Source organism: Streptomyces phaeoluteigriseus (assembly GCF_001896135.2).
Classification (GTDB): domain Bacteria; phylum Actinomycetota; class Actinomycetes; order Streptomycetales; family Streptomycetaceae; genus Streptomyces; species Streptomyces phaeoluteigriseus.
This window is the reverse complement of the sequence record NZ_MPOH02000005.1, coordinates 380887-405271: the sequence shown is the minus strand read 5'-3', so window position 1 is coordinate 405271 and position 24385 is coordinate 380887. Positions and strand designations below refer to the sequence as shown.

14 protein-coding genes, 4 pseudogenes and 1 riboswitch are annotated in these 24385 nt (G+C 69.9%); of the genes and pseudogenes, 9 read left to right on the top strand and 9 right to left on the bottom strand.

Annotated features, from left to right (window positions below; all coding sequences use genetic code 11):
* Nucleotides 1-67 precede the first annotated feature (67 nt).
* The 3 genes and pseudogenes from BM536_RS05000 to BM536_RS43850 all read left to right on the top strand — a co-directional run bounded on the left by BM536_RS05000 (nt 68) and on the right by BM536_RS43850 (nt 4292).
* Nucleotides 68-1186 carry a PP2C family protein-serine/threonine phosphatase gene (locus tag BM536_RS05000; RefSeq protein ID WP_073491804.1) on the top strand — a complete coding sequence of 373 codons (1119 nt, stop codon included), beginning with the start codon at nt 68-70 and terminating at the stop codon, nt 1184-1186.
* Between the two features lie 396 nt (nt 1187-1582).
* Nucleotides 1583-2316: pseudogene (locus BM536_RS04995) on the top strand (N-acetyltransferase).
* Nucleotides 2317-2498: 182 nt separating this feature from the next.
* The gene (locus BM536_RS43850; RefSeq protein WP_094102579.1) at nt 2499-4292 is read left to right on the top strand and encodes a GNAT family N-acetyltransferase; all 1794 of its coding nucleotides are present in this window, start codon (nt 2499-2501) and stop codon (nt 4290-4292) included.
* Here the strand turns inward: BM536_RS43850 and BM536_RS04985 are convergent.
* From BM536_RS04985 to BM536_RS43845, 3 genes are all read right to left on the bottom strand, one after another.
* A complete protein-coding gene (locus BM536_RS04985) occupies nt 4219-5406 on the bottom strand; it encodes an AMP-binding enzyme (protein ID WP_158086491.1) in 1188 nt (395 codons plus the stop codon). The two genes, BM536_RS43850 and BM536_RS04985, sit on opposite strands and share 74 nt — an antisense overlap.
* The gene (locus tag BM536_RS04980) at nt 5385-6167 is read right to left on the bottom strand and encodes an AMP-binding protein (protein WP_094102577.1); all 783 of its coding nucleotides are present in this window, start codon (nt 6165-6167) and stop codon (nt 5385-5387) included. The genes BM536_RS04985 and BM536_RS04980 overlap by 22 nt, the downstream gene beginning before the upstream one ends.
* A gap of 274 nt (nt 6168-6441) precedes the next feature.
* The gene (locus BM536_RS43845; RefSeq protein WP_281258536.1) at nt 6442-7296 is read right to left on the bottom strand and encodes a matrixin family metalloprotease; all 855 of its coding nucleotides are present in this window, start codon (nt 7294-7296) and stop codon (nt 6442-6444) included.
* Between the two features lie 572 nt (nt 7297-7868).
* Between BM536_RS43845 and BM536_RS04970 the strand changes: the two are divergent.
* Together BM536_RS04970 and BM536_RS44715 are read left to right on the top strand one after the other, a co-directional pair.
* Nucleotides 7869-8060: pseudogene (locus BM536_RS04970) on the top strand (aminoglycoside phosphotransferase family protein); the annotation flags it as partial.
* Nucleotides 8061-8103: 43 nt separating this feature from the next.
* A complete protein-coding gene (locus tag BM536_RS44715) occupies nt 8104-8334 on the top strand; it encodes a glycosyltransferase (protein ID WP_073491809.1) in 231 nt (76 codons plus the stop codon).
* 413 nt (nt 8335-8747) lie between these two features.
* Here the strand turns inward: BM536_RS44715 and BM536_RS04960 are convergent, their stop codons facing one another.
* Together BM536_RS04960 and BM536_RS04955 are read right to left on the bottom strand one after the other, a co-directional pair.
* Entirely contained in the window at nt 8748-10526 is a 1779-nt protein-coding gene (locus tag BM536_RS04960) for a ThuA domain-containing protein (RefSeq protein ID WP_073491810.1), read from the bottom strand.
* Nucleotides 10523-13360: a PQQ-dependent sugar dehydrogenase gene (locus tag BM536_RS04955; protein WP_073491817.1), complete on the bottom strand. Its 2838-nt coding sequence runs from the start codon at nt 13358-13360 to the stop codon at nt 10523-10525. The genes BM536_RS04960 and BM536_RS04955 overlap by 4 nt, the downstream gene beginning before the upstream one ends.
* Before the next feature lie 501 nt (nt 13361-13861).
* Between BM536_RS04955 and BM536_RS04950 the strand changes: the two genes are divergently transcribed.
* The 4 genes and pseudogenes from BM536_RS04950 to BM536_RS04935 all read left to right on the top strand — a co-directional run bounded on the left by BM536_RS04950 (nt 13862) and on the right by BM536_RS04935 (nt 20862).
* Entirely contained in the window at nt 13862-16261 is a 2400-nt protein-coding gene (locus BM536_RS04950; protein ID WP_073491811.1) for a ricin-type beta-trefoil lectin domain protein, read from the top strand.
* Between the two features lie 661 nt (nt 16262-16922).
* Nucleotides 16923-17362, top strand: a pseudogene (locus BM536_RS04945) (phosphatase PAP2 family protein); the annotation flags it as partial.
* Nucleotides 17363-17707: 345 nt separating this feature from the next.
* Nucleotides 17708-18991 carry a polysaccharide pyruvyl transferase family protein gene (locus BM536_RS04940; protein WP_079274911.1) on the top strand — a complete coding sequence of 428 codons (1284 nt, stop codon included), beginning with the start codon at nt 17708-17710 and terminating at the stop codon, nt 18989-18991.
* A gap of 287 nt (nt 18992-19278) precedes the next feature.
* Nucleotides 19279-20862 carry an ABC transporter ATP-binding protein gene (locus BM536_RS04935; protein ID WP_094102576.1) on the top strand — a complete coding sequence of 528 codons (1584 nt, stop codon included), beginning with the start codon at nt 19279-19281 and terminating at the stop codon, nt 20860-20862.
* Nucleotides 20863-21315: 453 nt separating this feature from the next.
* Here BM536_RS04935 and BM536_RS04930 read toward each other — a convergent pair whose 3' ends face one another.
* From BM536_RS04930 to BM536_RS04915, 4 genes and pseudogenes are all read right to left on the bottom strand, one after another.
* Nucleotides 21316-22215 (bottom strand): energy-coupling factor ABC transporter ATP-binding protein, encoded by a 900-nt coding sequence (locus BM536_RS04930; protein ID WP_094102575.1) that lies wholly within the window; start codon nt 22213-22215, stop codon nt 21316-21318.
* Nucleotides 22212-22960: pseudogene (cbiQ, locus tag BM536_RS04925) on the bottom strand (cobalt ECF transporter T component CbiQ). Before cbiQ ends, BM536_RS04930 begins: the two are co-directional and overlap by 4 nt.
* A gap of 6 nt (nt 22961-22966) precedes the next feature.
* Nucleotides 22967-23338 carry an energy-coupling factor ABC transporter substrate-binding protein gene (locus BM536_RS04920; protein WP_073491813.1) on the bottom strand — a complete coding sequence of 124 codons (372 nt, stop codon included), beginning with the start codon at nt 23336-23338 and terminating at the stop codon, nt 22967-22969.
* Nucleotides 23338-24039, bottom strand: a complete 702-nt coding sequence (locus BM536_RS04915) for an energy-coupling factor ABC transporter permease (RefSeq protein WP_073491814.1) — start codon at nt 24037-24039, stop codon at nt 23338-23340. Before BM536_RS04915 ends, BM536_RS04920 begins: the two co-directional genes overlap by 1 nt.
* 30 nt (nt 24040-24069) lie before the next feature.
* A riboswitch (cobalamin riboswitch) is annotated at nt 24070-24254 on the bottom strand.
* Between the last annotated feature and the right edge of the window lie 131 nt (nt 24255-24385).

Here is a 24385-nt window from a genome sequence, read left to right as displayed (position 1 = left end):
CCTGGCGATCACGTGTGAACGGCCATGGCGCAGGCGCCGGAGGCACGATGCGGTGTATCCAGAACATATGGTTCCTGGTCATCCTTCATCAGGGCAGCCACGTCATGTGCTGCTGGCGGTACCCATCGCGCTGATCGTGATTGTCACGGTGGTCGACATCCTGGCCCCGCCCAGCGTCCACCTCGGGCCGTTCCTGGTCGCCGCACCCGCTGTCACAGCCTCGTTCGCCGGCCCTCGGACGACCGCCTGCGTCGGCGCGCTCGCCGTCCTGGCCCAGGCCGTGGTCGCAGAGGTGCGCACCAGCATCGTTGACCTGAATCACAGCTTCCAGCTGATCACTTTGATCTTGATGTCGGCGTTCGTGACCTCGTTTGCCGCCCGGCGAGAGCGCCATGAAAGGGAGCTGACCCAGTTGCGCTCGGTGGCGACGGCCGCACAGGAGGTGGTGCTGAAGCCGCTACCCCAGCGGATCGGTCCGTTGCGTATCGCCTCGGTGTACCTGGCCGCCGAAACCGAGGCGGAGATCGGCGGCGACCTGTATGCCGCCGCCCGCACGGAGCAGGGAACCCGGATCGTCATCGGCGATGTCAGGGGCAAGGGTCTGGAGGCTGTCGGGGACGCCGCCCTCCTTCTCGGCGCGTTCCGGGGCGCGGCACACAGGCAGGCCGATCTGTCCGCGCTGGTCAACTTCCTGGAGGGAACCGTCTCCTCGGACCTGGACGACCCCGCGGCGCCCAAAGACGCGACCGAGGATCGCGGCGAGGCATTCATCACCGCGGCCGTGATGGACATCCCGGACGACGAACCGATGCTTCATCTGATCAACTGCGGGCACCCCCCGCCCCTGCTGCTGCGTCGCGGCCACGTCAGCCTCCTCGAAGTGCGCCACCCGGCCCCGCCTCTGGGGCTCACCGAGTTCGTCGAGATCGACCTGTCCGCGGAGGCGTTCGCCTTTGAGTACGGCGACATCGCCCTTCTGTACACGGACGGTGTCATCGAGGCCCGCAACAAGGACGGCACGTTCTACCCGCTTGCGGAACGGGTGGCTGACGAGGCAGACAAGGCCATCAAAGGCCCCGACGCTCTGCTGGCCCACCTGCGCAAGGACCTGATGCGGCACGTCGGCGGCCAGCTGGGCGATGACGCCGCCATGGTGGCGATCGAGCGGATGCCGCGCCCATCCTGACAGCCGCGGCCCGGTATGCCGTGGTGGCGTCCCGGGCCGTCTCGGTGACCTGGCTGCGTTACCTCACCACAGCCAGGTACGACCAGGTTCTCTGGAGGTTCGCAGGTCGCTGGTTGACGTCGCATGGCTCCTCTCGTTGGGGCTACGGCAACGGGTCTCAGGGGGCGTGGCTCTGCGGCAGATCTTTGCGATCGAGCCATGGAGGCATACATGCAAGTGCGGGCATTCCGTGTGGTGCTGCCATCGGACACCCGGTACTGGACTGTTCGACGAGAACTTGGAGGTGGTCAACGAGGCCGATCAGCTACTGCGTGAGATCGGGTTGGCAAGGGGGCGCACGGAGACGACAACAGACGTCGGGAGCCGTTCGGCCGCCTCGACCCCGCGCCGACCGCGGTGGCCGACGACGGCCGCCCCGGCCCGCTCCGACCGCTCGTCCCCCAGCCGACCCCGGGAAATCCACATGACCGGGTTCATGTGCACGACCCAGTGGGGTGGTCCAGCGTGGGCCGGATCACCGCCGAACTGCCGGAGTACGTGCTGGTCGCGACCGACGACGACACGGGCGAGGTCGTGGGGAACGGGTTTGGCGTCCCGTTCGCCCTCGGCGTCGACAGCCGGCGTGAGCTGCTGGCCCGTGGGTGGGACTCGCTCCTGCTGTGGGCGTTCTCCGACCTGCGGCACGGCCGGGAGCCCGACACCGTGAGCGCCATCGAGATCACCATCACCCCGAGCCGCCTCGGACAGGGGCTCTCCGGCCGGATGCTCGCCGCGATGCAGGACAACCCGCGCCGCCGCGGCTTCGGCGAACTGGTCGCTCCGCTGCGGCCGAACGGCAAGCACCTGGAGCCGGACACACCGATCGACACGTACATGCGCAAAGTGGGGGGACGGCTGCCCCGTGGCTGCGGGTGCACGTCCGCGCGGGCGGGGTGATCGAGAAGGTCGCGCCCGCGTCGATGACCGTCGCCGCCGACACCGAGGAGTGGCGCGCCTGGACCGGCCTGCCGTTCGACACGGCCGGTCCGGTCGCGGTGCCGGGCGCGCTCGTACCGGTGCAGTGCGAACCGGAGCGCGGCTACGCGGTGAACGTCGAGCCCAACATCTGGGTCCGGCACGAGCTTGGCTGACCTGCCTGCCCCGCTGCGGGACCGGCGGCCCACCGTGGTGATCCGCGCCATGGACGTCCCGCCGTGCGCCAGGACGACGGCCCCGGTCGCCGCCTCCCGGCGCGGCATGGTCGTCCAGGCCGTCCGACGCGTCGGCAAGTGCCACCGCGGTGTCCCGCGAGGTCCGCTGGAACAATCCCCCCATGACCACCAACGGGGTACGCATCCGGGCGGGACGGCCGGAGGAAGCCGACGTGCTCAGCGCGCTGGCGCTGCGCTCCAAGGCGCACTGGGGCTACGACGACGCGTACCTCGCGGCCTGCGCGGACGAACTCCTGCTGAGGCCCGCGGACATGGCGGACCGCCGGGTACGGGTCGCCGAGGCGGGCGGCCGGATACTCGGGATGGCCACCCTGGACGGCGGACCACCCCGTGCGGAGCTCGGCATGCTCTTCGTCGATCCGCCGTCCATCGGCCGCGGGGTCGGCCGGCTCCTGTACCGGCATGTGCTCGCGGAGGCCGGGCGGATAGGGTGCGACGCCGTCACCATCGCTGCCGACCCGCACGCCGAGCCGTTCTACCTCGCGGTGGGCGCGCGGCGCGCCGATCCCCTCCCGTCCAGGGGAGGGCTCGTCCTGATGGAGGCATGGCCCGCCGGGGCCGAGCCCTCCTGGGTGCGGGCCTGGACCGGGGACGGGCGGGCCGTGCACCTCGGCAACGTGGGGGAGTTTCACGCCCAGTTCCCCGGCGCCGCGCCTTCGCACAACCCCCCGCACTACGCCTGCCTCGCGGCCTTCGCTGGCCCGCACCCCGCGCTGGTGGTCCTCCCGCTCACGGTCGAACCGGCCTGGATGCGCGGTCTCGTCCGGCAGTTGGCCTGGAGCGAGGTGGAGGTGCACTGCGTGGACGCCCCGGGCGGCGCCCTCTCTCAGGCGGTCCTGGACCGGCCGGCGCTGGCCCGGCGGATCCGGAGCGCCGGTCTGCCGGTGCTGGCCTGGGGCCGCACGGAGGTGTCCCGGCGACTGACCTCGGGCCCGCCGATCCGCCTCGCCCACGAGTCCAAAGCCGCCTCGCACGAACTCTTCCGCCGGCTCGCCCCCGCTCACCCGGACGTCCGGGTGCCCGCCCAGGAAGCCGTCCGTTCCCGGCGCCGGCTGGCCCGTACGCTCAAGGCCCGCGCCTCGGCAGGGCGGACGAGCGTGGTCAAGGGCGAGTACGGAGTGGGCGGTTCGGCCACCTTCGTGCTCACTCCCGAGGCCGTGCTGACGGGCGGCGCCCGGGCCGCCGCCCGGCGGCTCTCCGGCGAGCGACTGCTGGTGGAGGAGTACGTGCCGGGCGCCGACCTGTACCGGAACCCCACGTTCGACGGCGTGGTCGCGGAGGACGGGACCGTCCACGTCGTCGGCACCGGCCTGATGGAGGTCACCGGCACCGCCTACCAAGGGGTCACCGTCGGCCCGGGCGTCCTGCCCGCGGACCTGGCGGCGACCGCCACGGCGTTCGGCACGGCGGTAGGTGAGGCCCTGGCGGCGGAGGGCTACCGGGGCTGGTACGACGTCGACTTCGTCACCGACCCCGCCGGACGGCCCGCCCCCACCGAGATCAACCTGCGCCTCACCGGCCCCGCCGTCGCCTTCGTCCTCCAGGCCCGCCTCGACCGCGTGCGGGGCGGCCACCACTGGGTCCGCACCCTGGACTGCCTCCCGCTGGGCGCGCGTCTCCCCGCGCCCGCCCTGCTGCAGCACCTCGACGGGCTGTCCCGCCGGTGCCGAGCCCTGGGGGCGACCCTGCTGCCCACCATCCCCACGGCGGGCCTCGACCCCGTGCCGTACGTCGGTGTCGCCCTCGCCGCGCGGTCGCGTCAGGCGCTCGACGAGGCCGAGGCCCTGGTGCGGTTCGGGAACGGCGCACTGGGCGGCATGTTCACCGGCCCAGCTTCCGCCGCCACTTGGGCGTCACCGCGGCGAACGCGGCGACCACGGCCGCGGCGACCATGAGCGACACGTTGAAGGTGTAGACGAGGAAGGTTTGTTCCGCCCAGTCCGTCTTGGCGGCGAGCCGGTAGAGGTTGTCCTGCGGCCACCAGGCGACCAGCAGCCAGACCACGGACAGGTGAGCCAGCGTCGTGAACCAGCTTGGGTGTCCGGCCCGGGACATGCCCGGACGTCCCATCAGCAGGAAGGCCATGCCGACGCCGAAGGACACGTTCTCGAAGAGGTAAAGGAGCCGGAAGTAGCCCGCGTAGGGGCTGGGCACCGCCGAAACGTCCGTCGAGGAGGGCCACAGGAGGTCGGTGAACAACCAGGCCAGCAGGGCGAAGAACGCGACGAGGAGCAGGGCGCCGGCCACCAGGCACCCCGTCGCGCTGGCCGGCGCGGCGTGGCCGCCGGCACCGCCCTTACGGCCGAGCGCCGTGCCCACCGCCACAGGCAGGGGCAGGTTCGTACGGTCCACCTTGTCGGCCCGGGTGCGCGGCAGCGAGGGCACGGGCACCACCGTGTGCGGCTGCGCGTCCGAGAGCAGGGCGTGGCACACGTGCCGGTGGACGTCCACCACGTCCAGGGTGCGGCCCTCGGCGGCGACCGCGTAAGCCACGACCTTGACGCCCTTCGAGTGCTCGGTCTCCACCTCGGTCACCAGACCCTCGCGCACGTCGGCATGGCCGTGGAGCGCGCGCTCGGCGGCGGCGTAGGTGCCGTGACGGCCCAGGAACTCCAGCAGGCCGTCGTCCCGCAGCCGTCCGTCGTCGCCGGTGTGGACGCCGTTCAGGACGATGGGCCCCCGAAAGCGGGGACGGTCGCCCCGGACGGTGAGGTAGGTCCCGGGCAGCGGGACGCCGATCAGCGAGACCGGTTCCCGCCCGTCCTCCGACGGATGCCGACCGTCCGGCAGCTCGAAGTACGTGCCGGCACCGAACGCCTCGGTGACGGTGTAGGCGTTGACCACGCGCACCGCGTCGCCCAGCGCGTCCTTGAGGGCCCGCTGTTCGTCGAGGTACCAGGTGTCCCCGGTGACGGTCACCAGGCGCAGCCGGGTCCCGCCGGGCGGGCCCGAGCCGCCCAACCGCTCGCCGGGCAGCCCCTGTGCCGTCAGCAGCCGCGCGGTCGGCACACCGCAGGCCAGCACCGTCGCCTCTTCGTCGCGACGAGCCGGCCCAGAGCCGTGGCACGGGCGCCGGGGTCGTGGGGCTCGTCGCCGTCGGGGAGGATCAGGGCCCCGCCGGAGCCCAGCGCCCGCACCCACCCGGCCGTGAACTCCGCCGACTCGGGCGGGGCGGTGTGCACGTGCCGGTCCCGGGCGTCGAAGCCGTAGACCTGCTGCCACGCGTTCCGGGCCGCGGTCAGGTCCTGGTGGCTCACCGGGACGAGACCGGCCGGGCCGGTCGTCCCGGCGGTCAGGAGCAGACACGCGGCGGCGCCACGGCCGGCCGGCGCGCCCCGGCCCGTCTCCTCCGCGGGGTCCGCTTCGGCGTCCACGCACACCACCCGCCGGTCCGGCCGGTCCTCGGCGGCCACCCGGTACAGCTCCCGGGTCAGCACGACGTACGGATCGGCGTCCCCGAGGACGCGGTGCAACTCCGCCCTGGGCATGGCCGGATCGAGCGGCAGGTACGCGCCTCCGGCCCTGAGCACGCCCAGCATGACGGCCAGCGCGGCGACGGGCCGGTCCAGGGCGACGCCGACCAGCCCGCCCGGCGGCAGGCCCATCGAGCCCAGCCGGCCCGCCTCGGTCTCCACGAGACGGCCCAGCTCCCCGTAGGTGATCCGCTCGACACCGCAAACGATCGCCTCGGCCGACGGCGTCGTCTCCGCCCACCCCGCCACCAGCTCGTCCACCTGCTGTCCGGCGGCCGGCACCTGTTCCACCGACATCGGTTCCCCTTGCCCGCAGTCTTGTTGGGAGCAGTATGCCGACGATCGGGCCGAGCCGAGGGTGATCGGCCTACGCGGTGGCTCGACAGCGAGGCCGTGTCATCAGTCCTGCCAGTAGATCAACAGGGTCCCCCACGTCGAGCGGATCGCGACCGCCGAAGTAGGAGACGCAGCGGCCATCAGCGGCGGATGGACTCCACTGCGAATTCGCCCGTGTCATGGTCGGTCCCGAGTGGATTTCCCGACACCCGGGCTGTGTCGGTCTGAGCGCAGTTCAGTACAGGGCACGCAACCCGAGCACGTCTCCGCGCCCCAGGCTGCGGGCGCTCGTGCTGCACGCAAACGAGTTCGTGAACATGGTCTGCCCCTCGTGGCCGGAGCCGACGTGGGCAAGACCGAATACATGGCCCGCCTCGTGGGTGGCGACGCTGCTGATGTCGTACGTGTTCTTGCAGCCACCGGTGGGATTGTTCGTGAAGGTGTAGTGGCGGGTGTTGAAGCGGACGTCGGCCTCCTTCAGCCAGTCCGGGCCGCCGCCCTTCACCGAGCGGCTCCACGAGCAGGTCGTCGCGACGACACCGGAATTGAGGGCCCCGGCGTCCCAGACGCTCACGTGGTCCCGGGCCGTGCAGCGGGCCTGCTGGTCGATGTCGGCCTCGTGGTGGGTCCGTCCGTGGTACTTGGAGCGCGCCCCGACCACGTCACCGAACCCGCACTTGTTGCGGGTGCCGGTGATGGTCCCGATGGCGCCGTCGAAGGTGCGGCGGGCCTCGGCGACGGAGAGATTGCCGGGCAGGGCGTCGTCGCCGAGCCACCAGTCGTAGGTGCCGTACTCCTTGTGGCCGGAGAGGGCGTAGGCGCCGTCGGCGCACGCGGCACGGGAGGTAGTGGCAGGGCCGGCGGCGTGGGCATGCTCCTCCGATCCGGCATCGTCCGGCAGATCGTAGGAGACCGTACCGTCGGCACCGACCTCAAGGCTGAAGCCGTGCCGGGAGCCGTCCACCGCCAGCGAGTCGACGGTGACCTTCCTGCCCGGCTCGGGGACCGTGACGCCGGCGCCCTGGTGGGTGAGGAGGCGTCCCACGGCCGCGCAGTCGAGCACGGACGATCCGGCAGGCAGGTCGTCCACGGTCAGCGCACCGCGCGCTAGCACACACGTTTCGCCCGCGTGTGTGAGTACCTCGCCACCCACCGTCGCCCACGAGATCCCCAGCACCGCCGCCGCGACGAGGACCCTGCCCAGCACTCCAGGCCCGTGACGACCCGCCACTTACCCTCCGTCCTTCGCCCTAAGATCCGCCCTCCGGACGGAACGTGATCGATTCTCGGAGAGGTTAACCGCCCTCTGCAGGCTGAAAACCATTTCTCATGCCACCCGTTCGAGTGGAAAATCGTATGTGCGGCAATTCGGAATATTGAGCGATTGCTCGAAATGCGGAGATGCCGACTGCGGTCACGTGCGGACCGACAGCTCGGCGGAGTCCGGTGGTGCGCGAACAGACCGAAGGCGGCGGTGCCTCGCCAGGCTGATCGACCTCACCAACCGCTCGGCAGCGCCATGAGCGACGGCTGCCAGCACGCCGATGGCCTGCGAGAGACGGTGACGTCCAGTCAGGCGGCAGAGACCTGCGCGCGGCCAGACGGCCTACGTTGGGCTGGAACCTGCGCGCCGACGGCGGTGATGAGGGCCACGGCACCCCGCGTGCCGGCCGAGAGCCGTGGCTTGCTGTCGACCCCAAGGGATACGTGGGAGATCCCGCCTACGACGGCGGCACACTGCTGAAGTCCCGCGCGCTGGCGTTCCTCCTGCGCAAGGCTGTCCACCGCGTCTTGGACGTCTTCGCAGAGGCCGCGGAGCTCGACCGCCGACGCGTCCAGCGGTGGGCCCAGTTCTTGGACGGAACTGCCCGCGGTCCTGAGAGAGGACCCACGCGTCGTGGCGGTGCCGCTGCCCCGAGCCGTGGGCGCGGGCGCCGCACGGAACTTCGCGTTGAACGAGGTCACCACTCTCTGGTGCACCACGGCCGATGACGACGACTTCTTGCCGGAGGGATCATTGTCCGTTCGGCTCGAGGACGCGCGCCGCCCGACGGTCTGGGATGGTGTGCCGGCCGGTCCGCTGACCTTCACCCGCACGGTTCGACGACCACCTGCCCGAAGGACCTGACAAGCAAGGCCAGCACCTTCCTGATCACCGGCTTCGCCGTCGGTAATCTCTCCGCTGCCCAGGTCTGCGCCCCCGGCGGTCCAGCACTTCGGTCGGAGGGCCCTGTTCATCCTCCGCCTCCCTTCCTGCCGATCTCAGTGGCCCTCTACGTCTGCAAGACCGCGCCCGAGAGAATTTGAGTGGGAGGCCGCGAGAGAGGAGACCGGCCCGCACCGCACTTTGTCGGTCCTTGCCCTGTTCGGCAGGAGAAGGTTGCCGTCGCGAGACGGCGGCAGGGAACTTCGCCTCGACGAGCGTGAGCGAGCGGCGGCCGGGCGCTTCGGCGTGGCACCCGGCCGCCGTCACCGGCCCGATCTCGCGGCCGGTTTCGTCGGCGCCGCCTTCCGCGGTGCCGACGAAGTCATGAGGGTCACTCAGCTGGGGAGAACCCACTTCTGGTTGGCGCCGGTGTGGCAGGTCCACAGGTGGAGCTTGGTGCCGTCGGCAGAGGAGACACCGGCCGCGTCCAGGCACTTGCCCGACTGCGGGTTCCTCAGCGTGCCGTCGGTCTGTGGCACCCACTTCTGGGCGCCGGTGCTGTTGCAGCCGTAGAGCTGCACCTTGGTGCCGTCGGTCGTGCCGCTGCCGCTGATGTCCATGCACTTGCCCAGGGCGCGCAGTGTGTCGTCCGTGCCGACCGTCCACTTCTGGGCGGCTGTCTGGTTGCACGTCCACAACTGGATCTGCGTGCCGTCGGCGCTCACCCCGTCGGCGACGTCGACACACTTGCCTCCTATGCCGCTCACAGCGCCTTCCCGGTGCCCGGGCGCGCCTGCTAGTTCCTTGATCCGGATGTTGCGGAAGGAGACGTCGTCGCCGTCGCCGTGGTTCTGCAGGCCGATGTGGCCCTGCTGGAGGCTGCGGGCGGGGTCGGTGTTGGTGAAGTCGTTGATCTTGCGGCCGTTGAGGAAGAGCTGGAGGCGCTCGCCCTCGACCCGGATCTCGTAGGTGTTCCACTCTCCCGGCGGGTTCAGCGCCGCGTCGCGGGCGGCGAGGTCGGCGGACTTGTAGCCGTAGACGGCGCCGGTGGTGCGGTCCGGAGCGTCCGTGGCGTCGATCTGGATCTCGTACCCGTTGTTGACGGCCGACCACGGGTCGTCGGAGGCCGGGAAGCCCACGAAGACACCGGAGTTGTCGTCACCGGCCTGGCGCCAGTCGAGCTTCAGCGAGTAGGACTTGTACTCCTTCGCCTGGTACCAGAACAGGCCGAGGCCTCCCCGGGAGGTCAGGGTGTTGTCGGCGTTGGCGAAGGAGCCCGGACCGGCCTGCTTCCAGCCAGTGGTCCCGGAGGTGCCGAACAGGGTGGTGTAGCCGGTCTCCGGGCGGCAGTCGGCCTCCGTCATCTCCGCGGCCCAGCGGATGCCGCCGAGCAGATGGCGGCGGAAGACGGGGTCGGCGTAGGAGTCCTCGGTGTGGCCGCCGCCGGTGTAGAAGGCGCGCCCTCCTTCGTAGTCCTTGCACCAGGCGATGGGGTGGTCGCCGCTCATGGTGCCGCCGCTGTAGGTGGACTCGTCGAGCGAGGCCAGGACGTGGGCCGAACTGCGGGGGTTGGTGCGGTAGTCGTACCACTCGTCGGTCCGCTGCCAGATCGGACCGAGGTGGGCGGTGGCGTCGTGTGCGCGGTCCTCCACCTTGACGGTGGCCGGCTGGATGTGCGGGTGGGACTTGAAGAGGGCGCCGGCCAGGCCGTTGTACCAGGTCCAGTCGTACTCGGTGTCGGCCGCCGCGTGGACGCCGACGTAGCCGCCGCCGGCCCCGATGTATCCCTCGAAGGCGGTCTGCTGGGCGGTGTTGAGGATGTCGCCGGTGGTGGAGAGGAAGACCACGGCGTCGTAACCGCTGAGGTTGCCGGGGGTGAAGGCGGCGGCGTCCTCGGTCGCGGTGACGGTGAAGTTGTTGGCGGTGCCCAGCTGGCGCAGGGCGGTGATGCCTTCGTCGATGGAGGAGTGGCGGAATCCGGCGGTCTTGGAGAAGACCAGCACGTCGTACGCCGGGTCGGCGGCGGCCGCCGCGCGGGCGGGGGTGGCCGCCGACGCGCGGGCGGGGGCTGTCGGGCCCGGTTCGGAGGCCGTGGAGACCGCCGTGGGCAGGGCTGCGGCGCCGAGCAGTCCGCAGACGGCCCAGCAGGCGAGACGGGTGAGTCGTCGGCTCATGACAGGGTCCACTTCTGGTTGGCGCCGGTGTGGCAGGTCCACAGCTGGAGCTTGGTGCCGTCCGCCGAGGAGGCTCCGGAGGCGTCCAGGCACTTGCCGGACGCCGGGTTCTTCAACGTTCCGTCGGCCTGAGCCACCCACTTCTGGGCGCCCGTGCCGTTGCACCCGTACAGCTGGATCTTGGTGCCGTCGGCCGTGCCCGCGCCGCTGATGTCCAGGCACTTGCCGAGCGCCCGCAGCGTGTCGTCCGTGCTGGGCGTCCATTTCTGGGCGGCCGTCCGGTTACACGTCCACAACTGGATCTGTGTCCCGTCGGTGCTCGCTCCGCCGGCAGCCTCCGCGCACTTGCCGCCGATCCCCTTGAGCTCACCGCCGGGCGCGGTGGCCCCGCTGGTGGTGAAGGTGAAGTCGTCGAGGTCGAAGAGGGAGCCGCTGCCGCCCTTGAAGACGAGGTACAGGGTGGTGGTGGAGGCCGGACGGTTGGTCAGGTCCGCGCTCACGTCCCGGAAGGTGTCCCAGCCTCCGGTGACGGGGACCGCAGCCGAGCCGAGCAGGGTGCCGGTGGGCGAGCCGGCCCGTACCTCCAGTGTGCCTCCCGCACCGCCGGAGGAGACCCGAGCGGTCACTTTGGTGGCGTTGCCGAGGATGTACGGGGTGAAGGAGATCCAGTCGTTGTTGTCGATGTAGCCGACGGTCTTGCCACCGTTCGCCGTGGCCTTGTCGACGATCGTGACGCCGACGGAACCGCTGAAGTGCTCGGCCTGCCGCTTGCTGCCCTGGCTGATGTTCTGGTCGTGCGTGGTCAGGGCGGGCTGGCCGCCTGCTCCCTTGTCGGTGTACTCGGCGTCCCAGACGCCGAAGATGTTCGCGTTGGGGTCGTGCTCTCCGTCGGCGATGGTCTGTACGGTGCCGGAGCAGCCGGTGGCGGAGGTCTGCGGGTGGCCGTGGCTGTCGTGACCGATGATGAAGGTGACCTTCACCTTGGAGCAGTCGATCGTGCCGTCCTCGGGGTCGGTGACGGTGACCGTGAAGGGTACGGCGGCGCCCGGGTCGATGATGGAGCCGTCGGCGGGCAGGTTGAGGGTGACGGTGGGCGCGGTGTTGCCGACGGTGATGATGACGGAGGCGGTGGCGGTGTTGCCGGTGCCGTCGGAGACGGTCAGTTCGGCGGTGTGGCGGCCGTTGGCGGTGTAGGTGTGCGAGGGGTTCGCGGCTGTGGATGTGCCCCCGTCGCCGAACTTCCAGGCGTAGGTGAGGGGGTCGCCGTCGGGGTCGGAGGTCCCGGCCGAGGAGAACGCCACCGCGAGCGGGGCCTGGCCGGAGGTGCGGTTCGCGGTGGCCTTGGCGAGCGGGGCGCGTCCGTCGGTGACGTACTCGATACGGTAGACCGCGCTGTTGGCGTCTCCGTTGTAGTAGCCGGTGCCGTAGTCGAGGACGTACAGCGCGCCGTCCGGGCCGAAGGCCATGTCCATGACCTGGGTGCCCTGCCAGGGGAAGGCGTTGATCGCCTGTACGGTGCCGTCGCCGGACTGCTCGATACGTTTGATCCACTGGCGGCCGAACTCGCCGGCGAAGTAGTCGCCGTCGAAGCTCTCCGGGAACTTGACCGTGGAGGTCGAGGCCGCGTCGTAGCGGTAGACGGGCCCGCCCATCGGTGACTCCGAGCCGCCGCCGAATTCGGGGATGGAGCCTCCGTCGTACGGTATCCAGGCGGGCTGGGCCGGGGGGAGGTCGGTCAGGCCGGTGTTGTTCGGCGATGTGTTCTTGGGGGCGGTGCAGGAGAAGGTGGCGCCGGACGTCGAGGTGGCGAAGTTGTAGTCCACGTAGGCGCTGTTGTCGCCGGTGCAGTAGGGCCAGCCGTAGTTGCCGGCCTTGGTGATCCGGTTGAATTCGACCTGCCCGGCGGGTCCGCGTCCCGCGTTCGCCGTGCCCGCGTCGGGGCCGTAGTCGCCGAGGTAGACGGTGCCGGTGGGTTTGTCGACGCTCATTCGGAAGGGGTTGCGGAAGCCCATGGCGTAGATCTCCGGCCTGGTCTTCGCGGTTCCGGGCGCGAAGAGGTTGCCGGGCGGGATGGTGTAGCTCCCGTCGGCGGCGACCTTGATCCGTAGCACCTTGCCGCGCAGGTCGTTGGTGTTGCCGGAGGAGCGCTGGGCGTCGTACGCGGGGTTGCGGCTGGTGCGCTCGTCGATGGGGGTGTAGCCATCGGATGCGAAGGGGTTGCTGTCGTCACCGGTGGAGAGGTACAGGTTGCCCTGGGCGTCGAAGGCGATGTCACCGCCGACATGGCAGCACAGTCCGCGGCTCGCGGGGACGTCGAGGACCTTCTTCTCGCTGGCGATGTCGAGTGAGCCGTCGGCTCCGAGGACGAAACGCGACAGCCGATTGACGCCGTCGAAGGGAGCGAAGTCCGCTGCGGACCCGTTCGCGGGCGCGTCGCCGGAAGGGGTCGTCAGCTTCGGCGCGTAGTAGAGGTAGATGAAGCGGTTCGTGGTGAAGCCCGGATCCACGCCGATGCCTTGCAGGCCCTCTTCGTCGTGCGAGTAGACGTCCAGCTTTCCGGCGACCTTGGTGGCGCCTGCGGCGTCGGTGAGGCGGAGAGTGCCGTCCCGTGAGGTGTGCAGCACGGACCTGTTGGGCAGGACGGCGAGCGTCATGGGCTCACCGGTCTCCGCCACTCCCTTGGCGAGGGTGACTTGTTGGAACTCGTCGGCTGCGGCGGCCGCCAAGAGTGCCGGTGTCGCGTCGGGGGGTCTCTGCTGGGCGGTGAGAGCGCCCGCGGCGGCGAGCAAGGCGCAGGCCAGCGCCGCGAGAGGTCGAGTGAGTCTCCTGTGCACGCGCATCCTCCGTGTGCTGACGGGGTGGGGGTCTGGAGCACAGGCGCACGCCGTCGCGCCGAGGGACTTGGGTGCCCCGGAGGGAGGGCGTTCCGCCTTTGTCGTTCGGTACAGGGCAGGAAGCTATTCGCTTTTTCACGCACCAGAAACCCCTTTGACGTACACGGCCGTAACTTTTTCCAGCAAGGGGACAAAGCAGCTGGATGGGACCCCGGGGTGATGATCTCCATCTGCCTCTTCGATCCCAAGTCGGCTCCGTAGAGGAGGACTTCATGGAATCTGCCGAGGACTTTGTGCACGCTCGTGACAAAGCATGGACGCGCCCGGGGGAAGTCCCTACTGTGTGCAACGCGGCGGTGAGGCGACGGACGTGACCCAAGCGTCACCGTCCACATCTCCGCAACTCTCCGTATCCGGAACGACGGCGCGCTCCGGCAGCGGTGGATTCTGCACTTTGCCCCATTGACGTCCCCCGCCCTCGGGGGACCTACAGGAGGTCATGTGTATCCACGGCTGTTCTCCCACCGACTCGGCAGACGTCTGGCCGTAACGCTCACCGTCCCGTTAGTGGCCCTCGGCCTGTCGGTCCCCGCGATCGCGGCCGCCCCCGAGGCCGTACCTCTTCCCCCGCAGGAACCCGGTGTCACGCTCCGCGTCTTCGACGTGCAGACGTCGCTGAAAGAGATCTGCACCCTCAAGCCCGGACAGACCCCGAACATCGACAAGAAGATGTCGGTGATCAACTGGACCTCCGACGCAGACTTCGGGCTTGCGTCCAACTTCGTCACCCAGGTCACCGGGAACCTCGACGTCGCCGCGGCCGGCAGCCACACCTTCCGCCTGGCCAGCGATGACGGCTCCCGCCTCTACGTCGACGACAAGCTGGTCATCGACCACGACGGACTGCACGGCTCCGACCTGCCCAAGGACGGCACGGTTTCGCTGACGGCCGGTTACCACTCCCTGCGCATCGAGCACTTCGAGGCGGGCGGCGCCCAGCAGATCACGCTCTCCTGGAAGCCCCCGGGCGCCACCGGCTTCAGCCTTGTACCGAACTCGGTGCTGAGCACCGACGCCGGCGTCGTACGCGTCACATCGCCGGGCCGGAAAGAGTGCGAAGGCGCCCTCGACACGCCCGGTGACGGACTGCCCCTGACCGAGGTCCACCCGAACTACACCCTGACGAACCTGCGGCCAAGCGGCTTCGAACCGCAGGTCTCCGCCATGGACTGGCTGCCCGACGGCCGCCTCGCGGTGACCACCTGGGGCGGCACGGACAACAGCACGGGCGAGGTGTACCTGCTGAGCAACGTCACCGGGGCCACCGGACCCGACAAGGTGACGTACAAGAAGATCGCGAGCGGCCTGAAGGAGCCGATGGGCGTCAAGTACGTGGACGGCAAGCTCTATGTCTCCCAGAAGCACGAACTGACCGAACTGAACGACACCAACGGCGACGACGTCACCGACCAGTACAAGCGGATCGCCACCTGGCCGTTCGGCAACAACTTCCACGAGTTCGCTTTCGGCCTGCTGTACAAGGACGGGTTCTTCTATCTGAACCTGTCGGTGTCGATCAACTACGGCGGCGCCACCACGGACCCGCAGCCGGCACCGAACCGCGGCACCACGATCAAGGTGAACAAGGCGAGCGGAGCCGTCAGTTACGTCGCCGGTGGTCTGCGCACCCCCAACGGCATCGGGTGGGGCCCGGACGGCGACATGTTCGTCACCGACAACCAGGGCGGCTGGTTGCCCTCGTCGAAGTTGGTGCACATCAAGCAAGACCGCTTCTTCAACCACTACATGAACCCGGACGGGCCCTTCGACTCCCAGCCGGTGACCAAACCGGTGCTGTGGCTCCCGCAGAACGAGATAGCCAACTCGCCCAGCACGCCTCTGCAGTTGAAAGACGGTCCCTTCGCCGGCCAGATGCTGTTCGGCGACGTGACCTACGGTGGCATCCAGCGTGCGTTCCTGGAGAAGGTCGGCGGTGAGTACCAGGGGGCGGTCTTCCGCCTCACGCAAGGGCTGGAAGCCGGTGTCACCCGGATCAGCGTCGGCCCGGACGGTGCCCTCTACGCAGGCGGGCTGGGTGCGGGCGGCAACTGGGGCCAGGAGGGCAAGCTCAGCCACGGTCTGCAGAAGCTGACGCCGAACGGCACCGACGCCTTCGACATCCGCGCCATGCGCGCCGTCCCGGGCGGTTTCGAGCTGGAGTACACCCAGCCGGTGTCGACGGAGACCGCGGCCAACCTGGCCGGACGCTACAAGATCAAGCAGTGGCGCTACGTGCCGACCGCGGCGTACGGCGGCCCCAAGGTCGACGAGGAGAGCCTCACCGCCCAGTCGGCCACCCTGTCCGCCGACCGCAAGACGGTCACGCTGACGATCCCCGGACTCAAGGCCGACCGAGTCGTCCATGTGCGCTCGGCCCGTCCTTTCAGTGCGACAGACGGCAAACAGCTCTGGAGCACCGAAGCCTGGTACACGATGAACCAGCTGCCCGGAGCGACTTCCCGGACCGGCGAGGTGAAGGGGGTCAACGGCAAGTGCCTGGACGTGGACAACAGCGGCACCGCCGACGGCACAAAGATCCAACTGTGGAACTGCAACGGCACCGCGGCCCAGAAGTGGACGGTTTCCGGTGACGGAACCGTGCGCGCCCTGGGCAAGTGCCTGGACATCGACAACGCCGGCACTGCCGACGGCACGAAGGTGCAGCTCTACGGCTGCAACGCCAGTGCGGCCCAGACCTGGCAGCCCCAGGCCGACGGCACTGTACGCAACCCGCAGTCCGGCAAGTGCCTCGACGCGTCCGGGGGAGCCTGGAACGACGGCACACCGGTCCATCTATGGGCCTGCCACACCGGTCCCAACCAGAAGTGGGCACTGCCGTAGCACAGCGGGCCGACACATCAAACGGTGAGACGCCACCTCGGGGGGCGAGGGCCGGGGTGCACATCTCCGGCCCTCGCTTCGGACGGCGCCCCCGGCCGTCCTGGACGAGCGCGGCCGCGCCCGCGGACACGGCAAGCGCCCAGAGGGCGATCGAGACGAGGACGACCCACAGCAATCCGGCGGCCGTGTACACGACCAGGACGACCAGGGGTGCGGCGACCTCACCGACATCCGCGAGTTCTTCCGCAAAGCAGACTGAAAGGGAGATCCGAACCCTCGGCGAGCCGGTTCACGCGGGCGGCGGCGAGCGCGGCGCGGGGCTCGCACACTACTCACCTGTCTCACAAGTGACCGAAACCGACCATTACGTCAACGTCATCGACCGGAGTTGGTGCGTCGCAGAGGCACGCGTCAGCGACCCCCGCGCAACAGCACGAGCCGGTTCGGTCTCCGGCGGGTCGTTGCCTGACCCGGTCGGCGACTCCGCGGCCATACGGTTGCGAACGGGCCGCAGCCGAGCGGCTCACCCCCGCAGTAGAGGAAGTTGCGCAAGGGCTACCGCCCGGCCGCCGCCGACCGCTGGACACAGGGAGCACGACACCTGCTTCCAGTGACAACCGCCAGGGACGTCCGCATTGAACGTCACCACCGCGACGCCGCCAGCCTGGCGAACTGGTGGGGCGGTGCGACGAGCGCACCGCGGGGCATGGGAGACATGACCAATCAGTACGCGGCCCTGCCGAGTCTGTACGTCGGCTGGGCGCTGTGGTGCGGCGTGATGCTCTGGCGGTTCGGGCAACGCGCCTGACACGGACGGCCGCTGTCGTCCATCCCCTGCTGACGACGGTCGTGGTGATAGGCACGGCGAACCACTGCTTCGTGGACGCGGTCGCAGGTTCCGCCGTCATGGGCGTCGGCCTGCTGATGGCTCCGCGCATGATGCGGCAGACGGACCGGGTCAAGGCGCGGTTCCCGTCCACACTTGTGATGGTCTTCCGCGGCAAGGCTCAGGAACGGCAGGTTGCGGGATGTGAGAGGTCCGTGGGTGATCGGCTTCCGGGGCAGCGCCGGGACGAGCCGCGCGGCTTCATCGATGTCTAGCCAGTGTCCGGTGCTCGCGTGACGTCGACAGATTCCGCAGACGCACGGCGAGACGAGGAATGCCGATCGGTGGGAAGTTCCTGTCATCCGAGTCGGGGACGTGAACAACTCTTGTGTGAGGCGCTGAAGTTGCAGGACCGGATCGGGACGCCGGGCTGCAGCGGGTGGGCGTAGCGCCGCACGTTGCCGGCACGGCTCGGAGGTGCCTCACGTGCGGCTGCACCGCCCTCAGGAGCGTACTCCCCATCAGCCGGCCCTCAGGTCCTCGTGTCTCTCCCCTTGACACACGGGGTGCGCCCGCGAGCGCTGGAGGGTCGGCACCGGATCACTCGGAGCACCAGGGAGATGAGCGACATCATGGAACGACGGACGTTCTTGGGAGCCGCGGCCGGCGCGGGGCTGGCCGCGGCACTGCAGGCGGCCTTGCCGACTTCAGCACACGCGGCGGGCCGGGCTCCGCGCATTCTGCTGCGGTCGTCCTGGCAGACCGTGAACATCGGCGACGTGGCGCACACTCCCGGGATATTGGCCCTGCTGGAGAAGCATCTTCCGCAGGCGGAAGTGCAGCTGTGGCCGTCGTCGGTCGGGAACGGCGTGAAGGAGATGCTCACCGCGCGTTTCCCCAGGCTCCGGGTGATCGACAGGTCTCCGGCGGGCGTGCGGGCGGCTCTGGAGCACAACGACTTCCTCCTGCACGGCTCCGGGCCCATGCTCCTGGGTATAGAGGAAGTCGACCGTTGGCGGCGGGAGACCGGCAAGCCCTATGGGGTCTACGGCATCACACAAGGGACTCCGGACAGGCGCACCCTGCCGCTTCTCAATGGGGCGAGCTTCGTGTACCTGCGCGACTCGGTGTCACTGGCGGCGGTACGCGCGGCCGGGGTGAGCGCGCCGATCGTGGAGTTTGGCCCTGACGCGGCCTTCGCGACGGACCTGCGGGACGACGCGGCGGCCGATGCGTATCTGCGCGACCATGGGCTTGCCGAAGGGAAGTTCTTGTGCGTCCTCGGCAGGCTGCGCAAGACGCCCTACTGGGAGATCTACGGCCGGGAAATGACCGAGCAGGACAAGATCGACCATGCCTACAACGAGAGGATGAAGGAGCATGACCATGCTCCGTTGCGTAAGGCGATCACAGAGGCGGTGCGCAAAACGGACATGAAGGTGCTCCTCTGTCCGGAGGACGAGTCACAGGTGGAGGTCAACCGGGAGAACCTCTACGCTCCACTGCCCGCCGATGTGAAGGAGCGTGTCGTCCTGCGTCGTACCTTCTGGCTGCCAAGTGAGGCGGTGAGTACGTACGCACGCTCTGCCGGCCTCGTCAGCAATGAGATGCACTCACCGATCCTGGCGGTCGGGCATGACGTTCCGGCGATCGTGTGTCGATGGAAGGAGCAGACGAGCAAGGGATTCATGTGGGCGGACATCGGTCTGGGTGACTGGCTGTTCGACATGGACGACAGCGACGACCTCCACCGCATCGCTCCTGCCGCTCTGTGGATCGCCAAGAACCCCGCGAGTGCCAAGGCGAGGGCACGCAGAGCACGCAAGTACGCGGCGAATCTGCACCGGCAGAGCATGGTCGGCCTGAAGCAGCAACTCGACAGGACACGTCGGTCCTCGTCCTGAGTTCGCCTTACACGGGCCGGCGTAAGGAGGGCTGACGCGTCCCTCCCGAGCGGGCACGGAACCTCCTTGCAATTCCGTGATGGGCCGTCGACGGAGTCGGCGGCCCATTTCGTTGTGCGTGACACGCAGTCCGGCGGTCACGCCCGACAAAGATCCGGACGGCCATGAGTACACGCCGCTGTCAGCCCGGCCCCGCCCCTGCCGCCGTGCCCCCGACACCCGAGTAGACGACACCTCGCCGCGGCGGCCCTCGCCCCGCAGACCGGCCGGAAGGCGGTGACCGTTCTGTGAGCCACGCCCCCGACCGGTACCGGAAGGACGACGACAAGTCGACCTCCGACGGCACCGCCACCCTCGCCGAAGCGGCAGCCAGAGTCTCTGGCCTCACCGTCGCCGCCCCCGACGGCCGGGTCATCCTCCAGGACGCCGCACTCGCCCTCCACCCGGGCCGGGTCGTCGCCCTGACCGGCCCCTCCGGCTCCGGCAAGACCACGCTGCTGCGAGCCCTCACCGGGCTGCTGCCAGCCGGCACGCGACGCACCGCCGGCCGGGTCGAAGTCCTCGGCCATGACGTGTTCACCTTGCCCGAACGGGAGTTGCGCGCCCTGCGCCGCGAGCGGCTCGCCTATGTCGGCCAGGACCCCGGCTCCGGACTGAACCCCCGTATGCGCGTCCGCTCCCTGCTCCGCGAACTCGCCGACGACCGGTCCCCGAAGGCGATACGGGCGCTCCTGGCCGAGGTACGGCTCCCGGACGACGGCGTCCTCGCCGCCCGCCGCCCCGCCGCCCTGTCCGGCGGACAGCAGCGCCGAGTGGCCCTCGCCCGCGCCCTGGCCCGCCGCCCCAACGTCCTGCTCCTGGACGAGCCGACCGCCGGACTGCACCCCGAACTCCGCGACGAAATCGGTGAGCTGCTACGGCACCTGGCCGCTGAGCACCGCCTCGCCGTCGCGCTCTCCTGCCACGACCCCGAACTCCTCGAACGGATCACGGACGAGGTGGTGGAACTCGGCACGTCCGCCAGCACGTATACCGGCACCTACGGGGGGACCGCCGCAGCCCGTACGGCCGAGGAACCGCCCGAGCGTCCAGCGCCCGCGGCCGTGATCGGAGCCGTGCTCGACGTCCGCGACCTCCGTGTCACCTTCGACCGCCGCTCGGACGCCCCGGCCCTGGACGGCGTCGCCCTCGCCGTCGCGCCCGGCTCGTCGACCGGGATCGTCGGTGCCTCGGGTTCCGGCAAAACCACGCTGGTCCGGGCCGTGGTCGGCCTGCAGCCCGTCATCGCCGGCACGATCAGCCTCGACGGGGTGCCGCTGAGCACTGGTCTGCGCGGCCGGAGCCGCGAACAGCGGCGCCGAATCCAGCTGGTCACACAGAACCCGCTCGGTGCGCTCAATCCCAGCCGCACAGTCGGCGACACGGTCGGCAGGCCGATGCGACTGCACCGACGCTGCAGAGCGGGCGACGTGGCCGCACGCGTAGTGGAGCTGCTCGAACAGGTGGGTCTGCCGCCCGAGTTCGCCGACCGCTATCCGCACGAACTGTCCGGCGGGCAACGTCAGCGCGTGGCCATAGCCCGGGCACTCGCCGCCGATCCAGACGTCCTGATCTGCGACGAGATCACCTCAGCGCTGGACTCCGCCACCGCCGAGGCGATCATGGACCTGCTGGTCCGGCTGCGAGAGGAGCGCGGCACGGCCCTCGTCCTCATCAGCCACGACCTCCTGCTCATCGCGGATCGCACCGATACGGTCACCGTCCTCGACGCGGGTCGCACCGCCGAGTCCGGTCCCACGGCAGCCGTCTTCACCGCCCCAGGCCATGCGGCGACCCGAGCTCTCCTGCGGACACCGGCGGAGATCACGTGACGTTACTGACGTCGGCTCGTCAGGGTGACGCTGGTTCGTCGAGTGTCAGGCCGGTGCCTGCCATGTGCAGGCGATGCCCGAGTGCCAGGAGCAGGACCCGGCCGTGCCTGAGCAGAAGGCGGTGGTCGGTTCTCGCGCCTGCGCACCTAACCCGGCAAGCATCGAGCCGCCGACGCGGGCAAGCCAGGGCACGGAGGTGACCCTCGCTCTTGCCCGAGCAGAAGGTCGGCTACTGGCGTGTACCTGGACTCGGCGCGCTTCCTTGTCTCACGCAGCTCTGTCCGGCGCATTGGGTGGATGAGTATGGAAGGCAACGTCATCAAAGGGGGTGACGGATGGGTGACCGCCGCAGCCGGTCACGATGTTCGTGTACGGCGGGAGGGTTCGACGGCGCCTTTGGCCGTGCACCGCTCGGTGGCGGCGCAACTTCGGCCCGCGACGGAGTCGTACTGATCAACGTCGACTACCGTCTGGGCCTTCCCGGAAGCCATCGGCGTACCGGATCGGATCGGTGGGCTGTGCCGAGGCGACGGCTGCCATCTCTTCAGGTGTGCGTGGGCCGTCGGTGGCGTCGCTCAACAGTCCGTGCGCACGTAGCAGTCCGGCCACCGCGATGCCCCAGGGCAGCCGCAGCCCCGCCTGTCGCAGGAGATCTGTGCGGGCCAGCATCGCGGGCGCGGGCCCTGTGCGCACTCCGGACGGGGTCAGGAGCGCGACGTCGTCGGCCCAGCGCAGGGCGAGGTCGACGTCGTGGGTGGCCATCAGTACGGTGGTGCCGCGCGCGCTGAGCCCGTCCAGGGTGGCCAGCAGCCGTTCCTGGCCGTCCGGGTCGAGTCCCGCGGTCGGCTCGTCGAGGATCAGCACGCGAGGTCGCATCGCGACCGCACCCGCGATCGCGGTCCGCTTGCGTTGCCCGTACGACAGCAGGTGGGTGGGCCGGTCGGCTAGGGCGGTGATGTCCAGGGCGGCGAGCGCCTCGTCGACCCGCGCCCGTACCTGGGTGTCGGGCAGGCCGAGGTTCAGGGGTCCGAAGGAGACGTCCTGGGCGACGGACGCGGCGAAAAGCTGGTCGTCGGGGTTCTGGACGACCAGCTGGACGGTCGTCCGAAGCCGGGTCAGCCCCTTGCGGTTGTACGTCACCGCCTGCCCCTCAAGGGTCAACCGGCCCTCGCCGGGCCGGAGTCCGCCGCTGAGCAGCCGCATCAGCGTGGTCTTTCCGCTGCCGTTGCGGCCGAGCAGGGCGAGCGCGCGCCCCTCGTGCACGTCGAAATCGAGGCCGCTGAGCACGGCGGGGCCGTCCTCGTAGGCGTAGGACGCGCCCCGCAGGGCAACCAGGGCGGTGGGCTCGCTCATGGCAACGCCCTTTCCAGTACGAGGGTGAGTGCAGCCACCGCTGCGAGGAGCGCGCAGCTCGCGGCCGTGAAGCGGACGGAGATACGGGCCTCGGGCACCAGGACGCGCAGCGTGCCGTCGTAGCCGCGTCCCGCGAGCCCGGCCTGAAGCCGGGTGGCATGGTCGAAGGCGCGGACGAACGCGGTGGCCCCGAGCCCGGCCAGGGAGCGCCAGGTGGCGGCCCGGGAGGTGTGCCCGAGCCGGGCGGCCTGAGCATCCCGGATACGGCGCACGGAGTCCAGGAGCAGAAAGCTCATGCGGTACGTCACCAGGGCGACATCCACGACCGGCGCGGGCACCCCGGCCCGCACCAGGCGGGGCAGCAGATCCGACATCGGGGTGGTGAAGGCGAACAACAGCACGCCGAGGGAGCGGCCGAGGTGCGCAGCAGCAGTTCCCCGGCCCGCAGCGGACCGTCGCCGACGAAGGACACGAAGCCCTGCGGCCCACCGACCTGGACGAGCAGGGGCGCCGCGCCGGTCACGCAGAAGCCCAGCGGTACCCGGTAGGCACGCCACAGTCTGCGACCGGGCACACCCGCCGGGCCCAGCAGTACGGCAAGGGCGACGACGAGGACGAGTGCGGCGCCAGGCCAGGGCGGCAGCGAGATCGCGAGCACGGTGAGTCCAACCCCGAGCACGGCCTTGTCCACGGGATGGCGGCGGCGCCAGCGACTGCTGTGCGCCGCTGCATCGATCGGCAGCACGAGCGGTCAGGACCCGTCGAGGGCGGGCTCTCCGGCGGCCTCACCGGGCGCGCCGGCGGCGGCGCGCTGTTCCCGCGCCCGCAGCTCACCCTGACGCCGCCCCCGGCGCACACCGAAGTAGTAGGCCAGGACCCCCGCACCGAGGGCGGCCTGAAGGGCGAACAGCGCCGACTCGACCTCCCCGGACGGCGGCTCGTACAGCGGGGAGAACCAAGGCTCGTAGTCCGGGTCTATCTCGGTGATCGTGGTCTCCGCCTCAGCGTCAGCGCCGGCGAACGGCTCCTCCTTGTGGTCACCGAGGCCAAGGGCGAGTGGAAGTACGGCGAGCGCGGCCACGACGAGCAGCAACAGGGCGTTGATCTTCGCGTTCTTGCTCATCAGGCCACCGCCTCAGTCGTCGTGGTCTCGGTCCGCTTGCCGGCCACCAGTACACCCAGTCGGGTCAGCTCGCCCTTGCTGGACTGCACCAGCAGCCGCATCACGAGCACCGTGAGCAGACCCTCGCTCACCGCCAGCGGGACCTGGGTGACGGCGAAGATGGAGCCGAACTTGCCCAGTGCGCCGAGGTATCCGCTGCTGGGGTCCGGGAAGGCGAGCGCCAGCTGCATGCTGGTCACGCAGTACGTCGACAGGTCGGCGACGAACGCGCCGAAGAAGACGGCCACCATCAGCGGCACTTCACATCGCCGTAGCAGTCTGTAAAGCACATATCCGGCCCAGGGACCGACGATCGCCATCGAGAAGACGTTTGCGCCCAGTGTCGTCAGGCCGCCGTGAGCGAGCAACAGGGCCTGGAAGAGCAGGGTGATGGTGCCCAGCACGGCCATGATCGGCGGCCGGAAGAGGATGGCGCCCAATCCGGTGCCGGTGGGGTGTGAGCAGCTCCCGGTCACGGAGGGCAGCTTCAGGGCGGACAGGACGAACGTGAAGGCCCCGGAGGCGCCGAGCAGCAGAGTGCTCTCGGGATGCTCTTTGACCTCACGCGTGAGGGAGCGGACTCCGTGGACGACGAACGGCGCGGCCGCGACGCTCCAGGCGACGGCGTGCGCGGGGGGCAGAAAACCCTCGGCTATGTGCATGGCGTGGCAGACCCTTCCCAGCACCTCGTGGATGGTTGACGCGCCTTGGTCGGTCTCCTGGCTGACGGGTACCACCGCCCGTGCTCCGCCTTCCCAGGTCACTAGGACCCAGTGGCTGCCTGTTGAGGGCTGGAGCCGGACTTCCCGATCACAGTGGCGAGGGCCGCACCGGCATCACACCGGATTTCCCGTTCACCAAGGCGTGGTGACAGTAGTGCCCGCACCGGACCGATGACAAGCGCGCCTCAGGGGCGTGAAGGGCGCCTTTAAGAGGTCCTAACAGAAGTTGTTGATCAAGTGACTTTCGGCTGGGGTGGTCGTTGGTCGGGTCGTGGGGAAGCGTCAG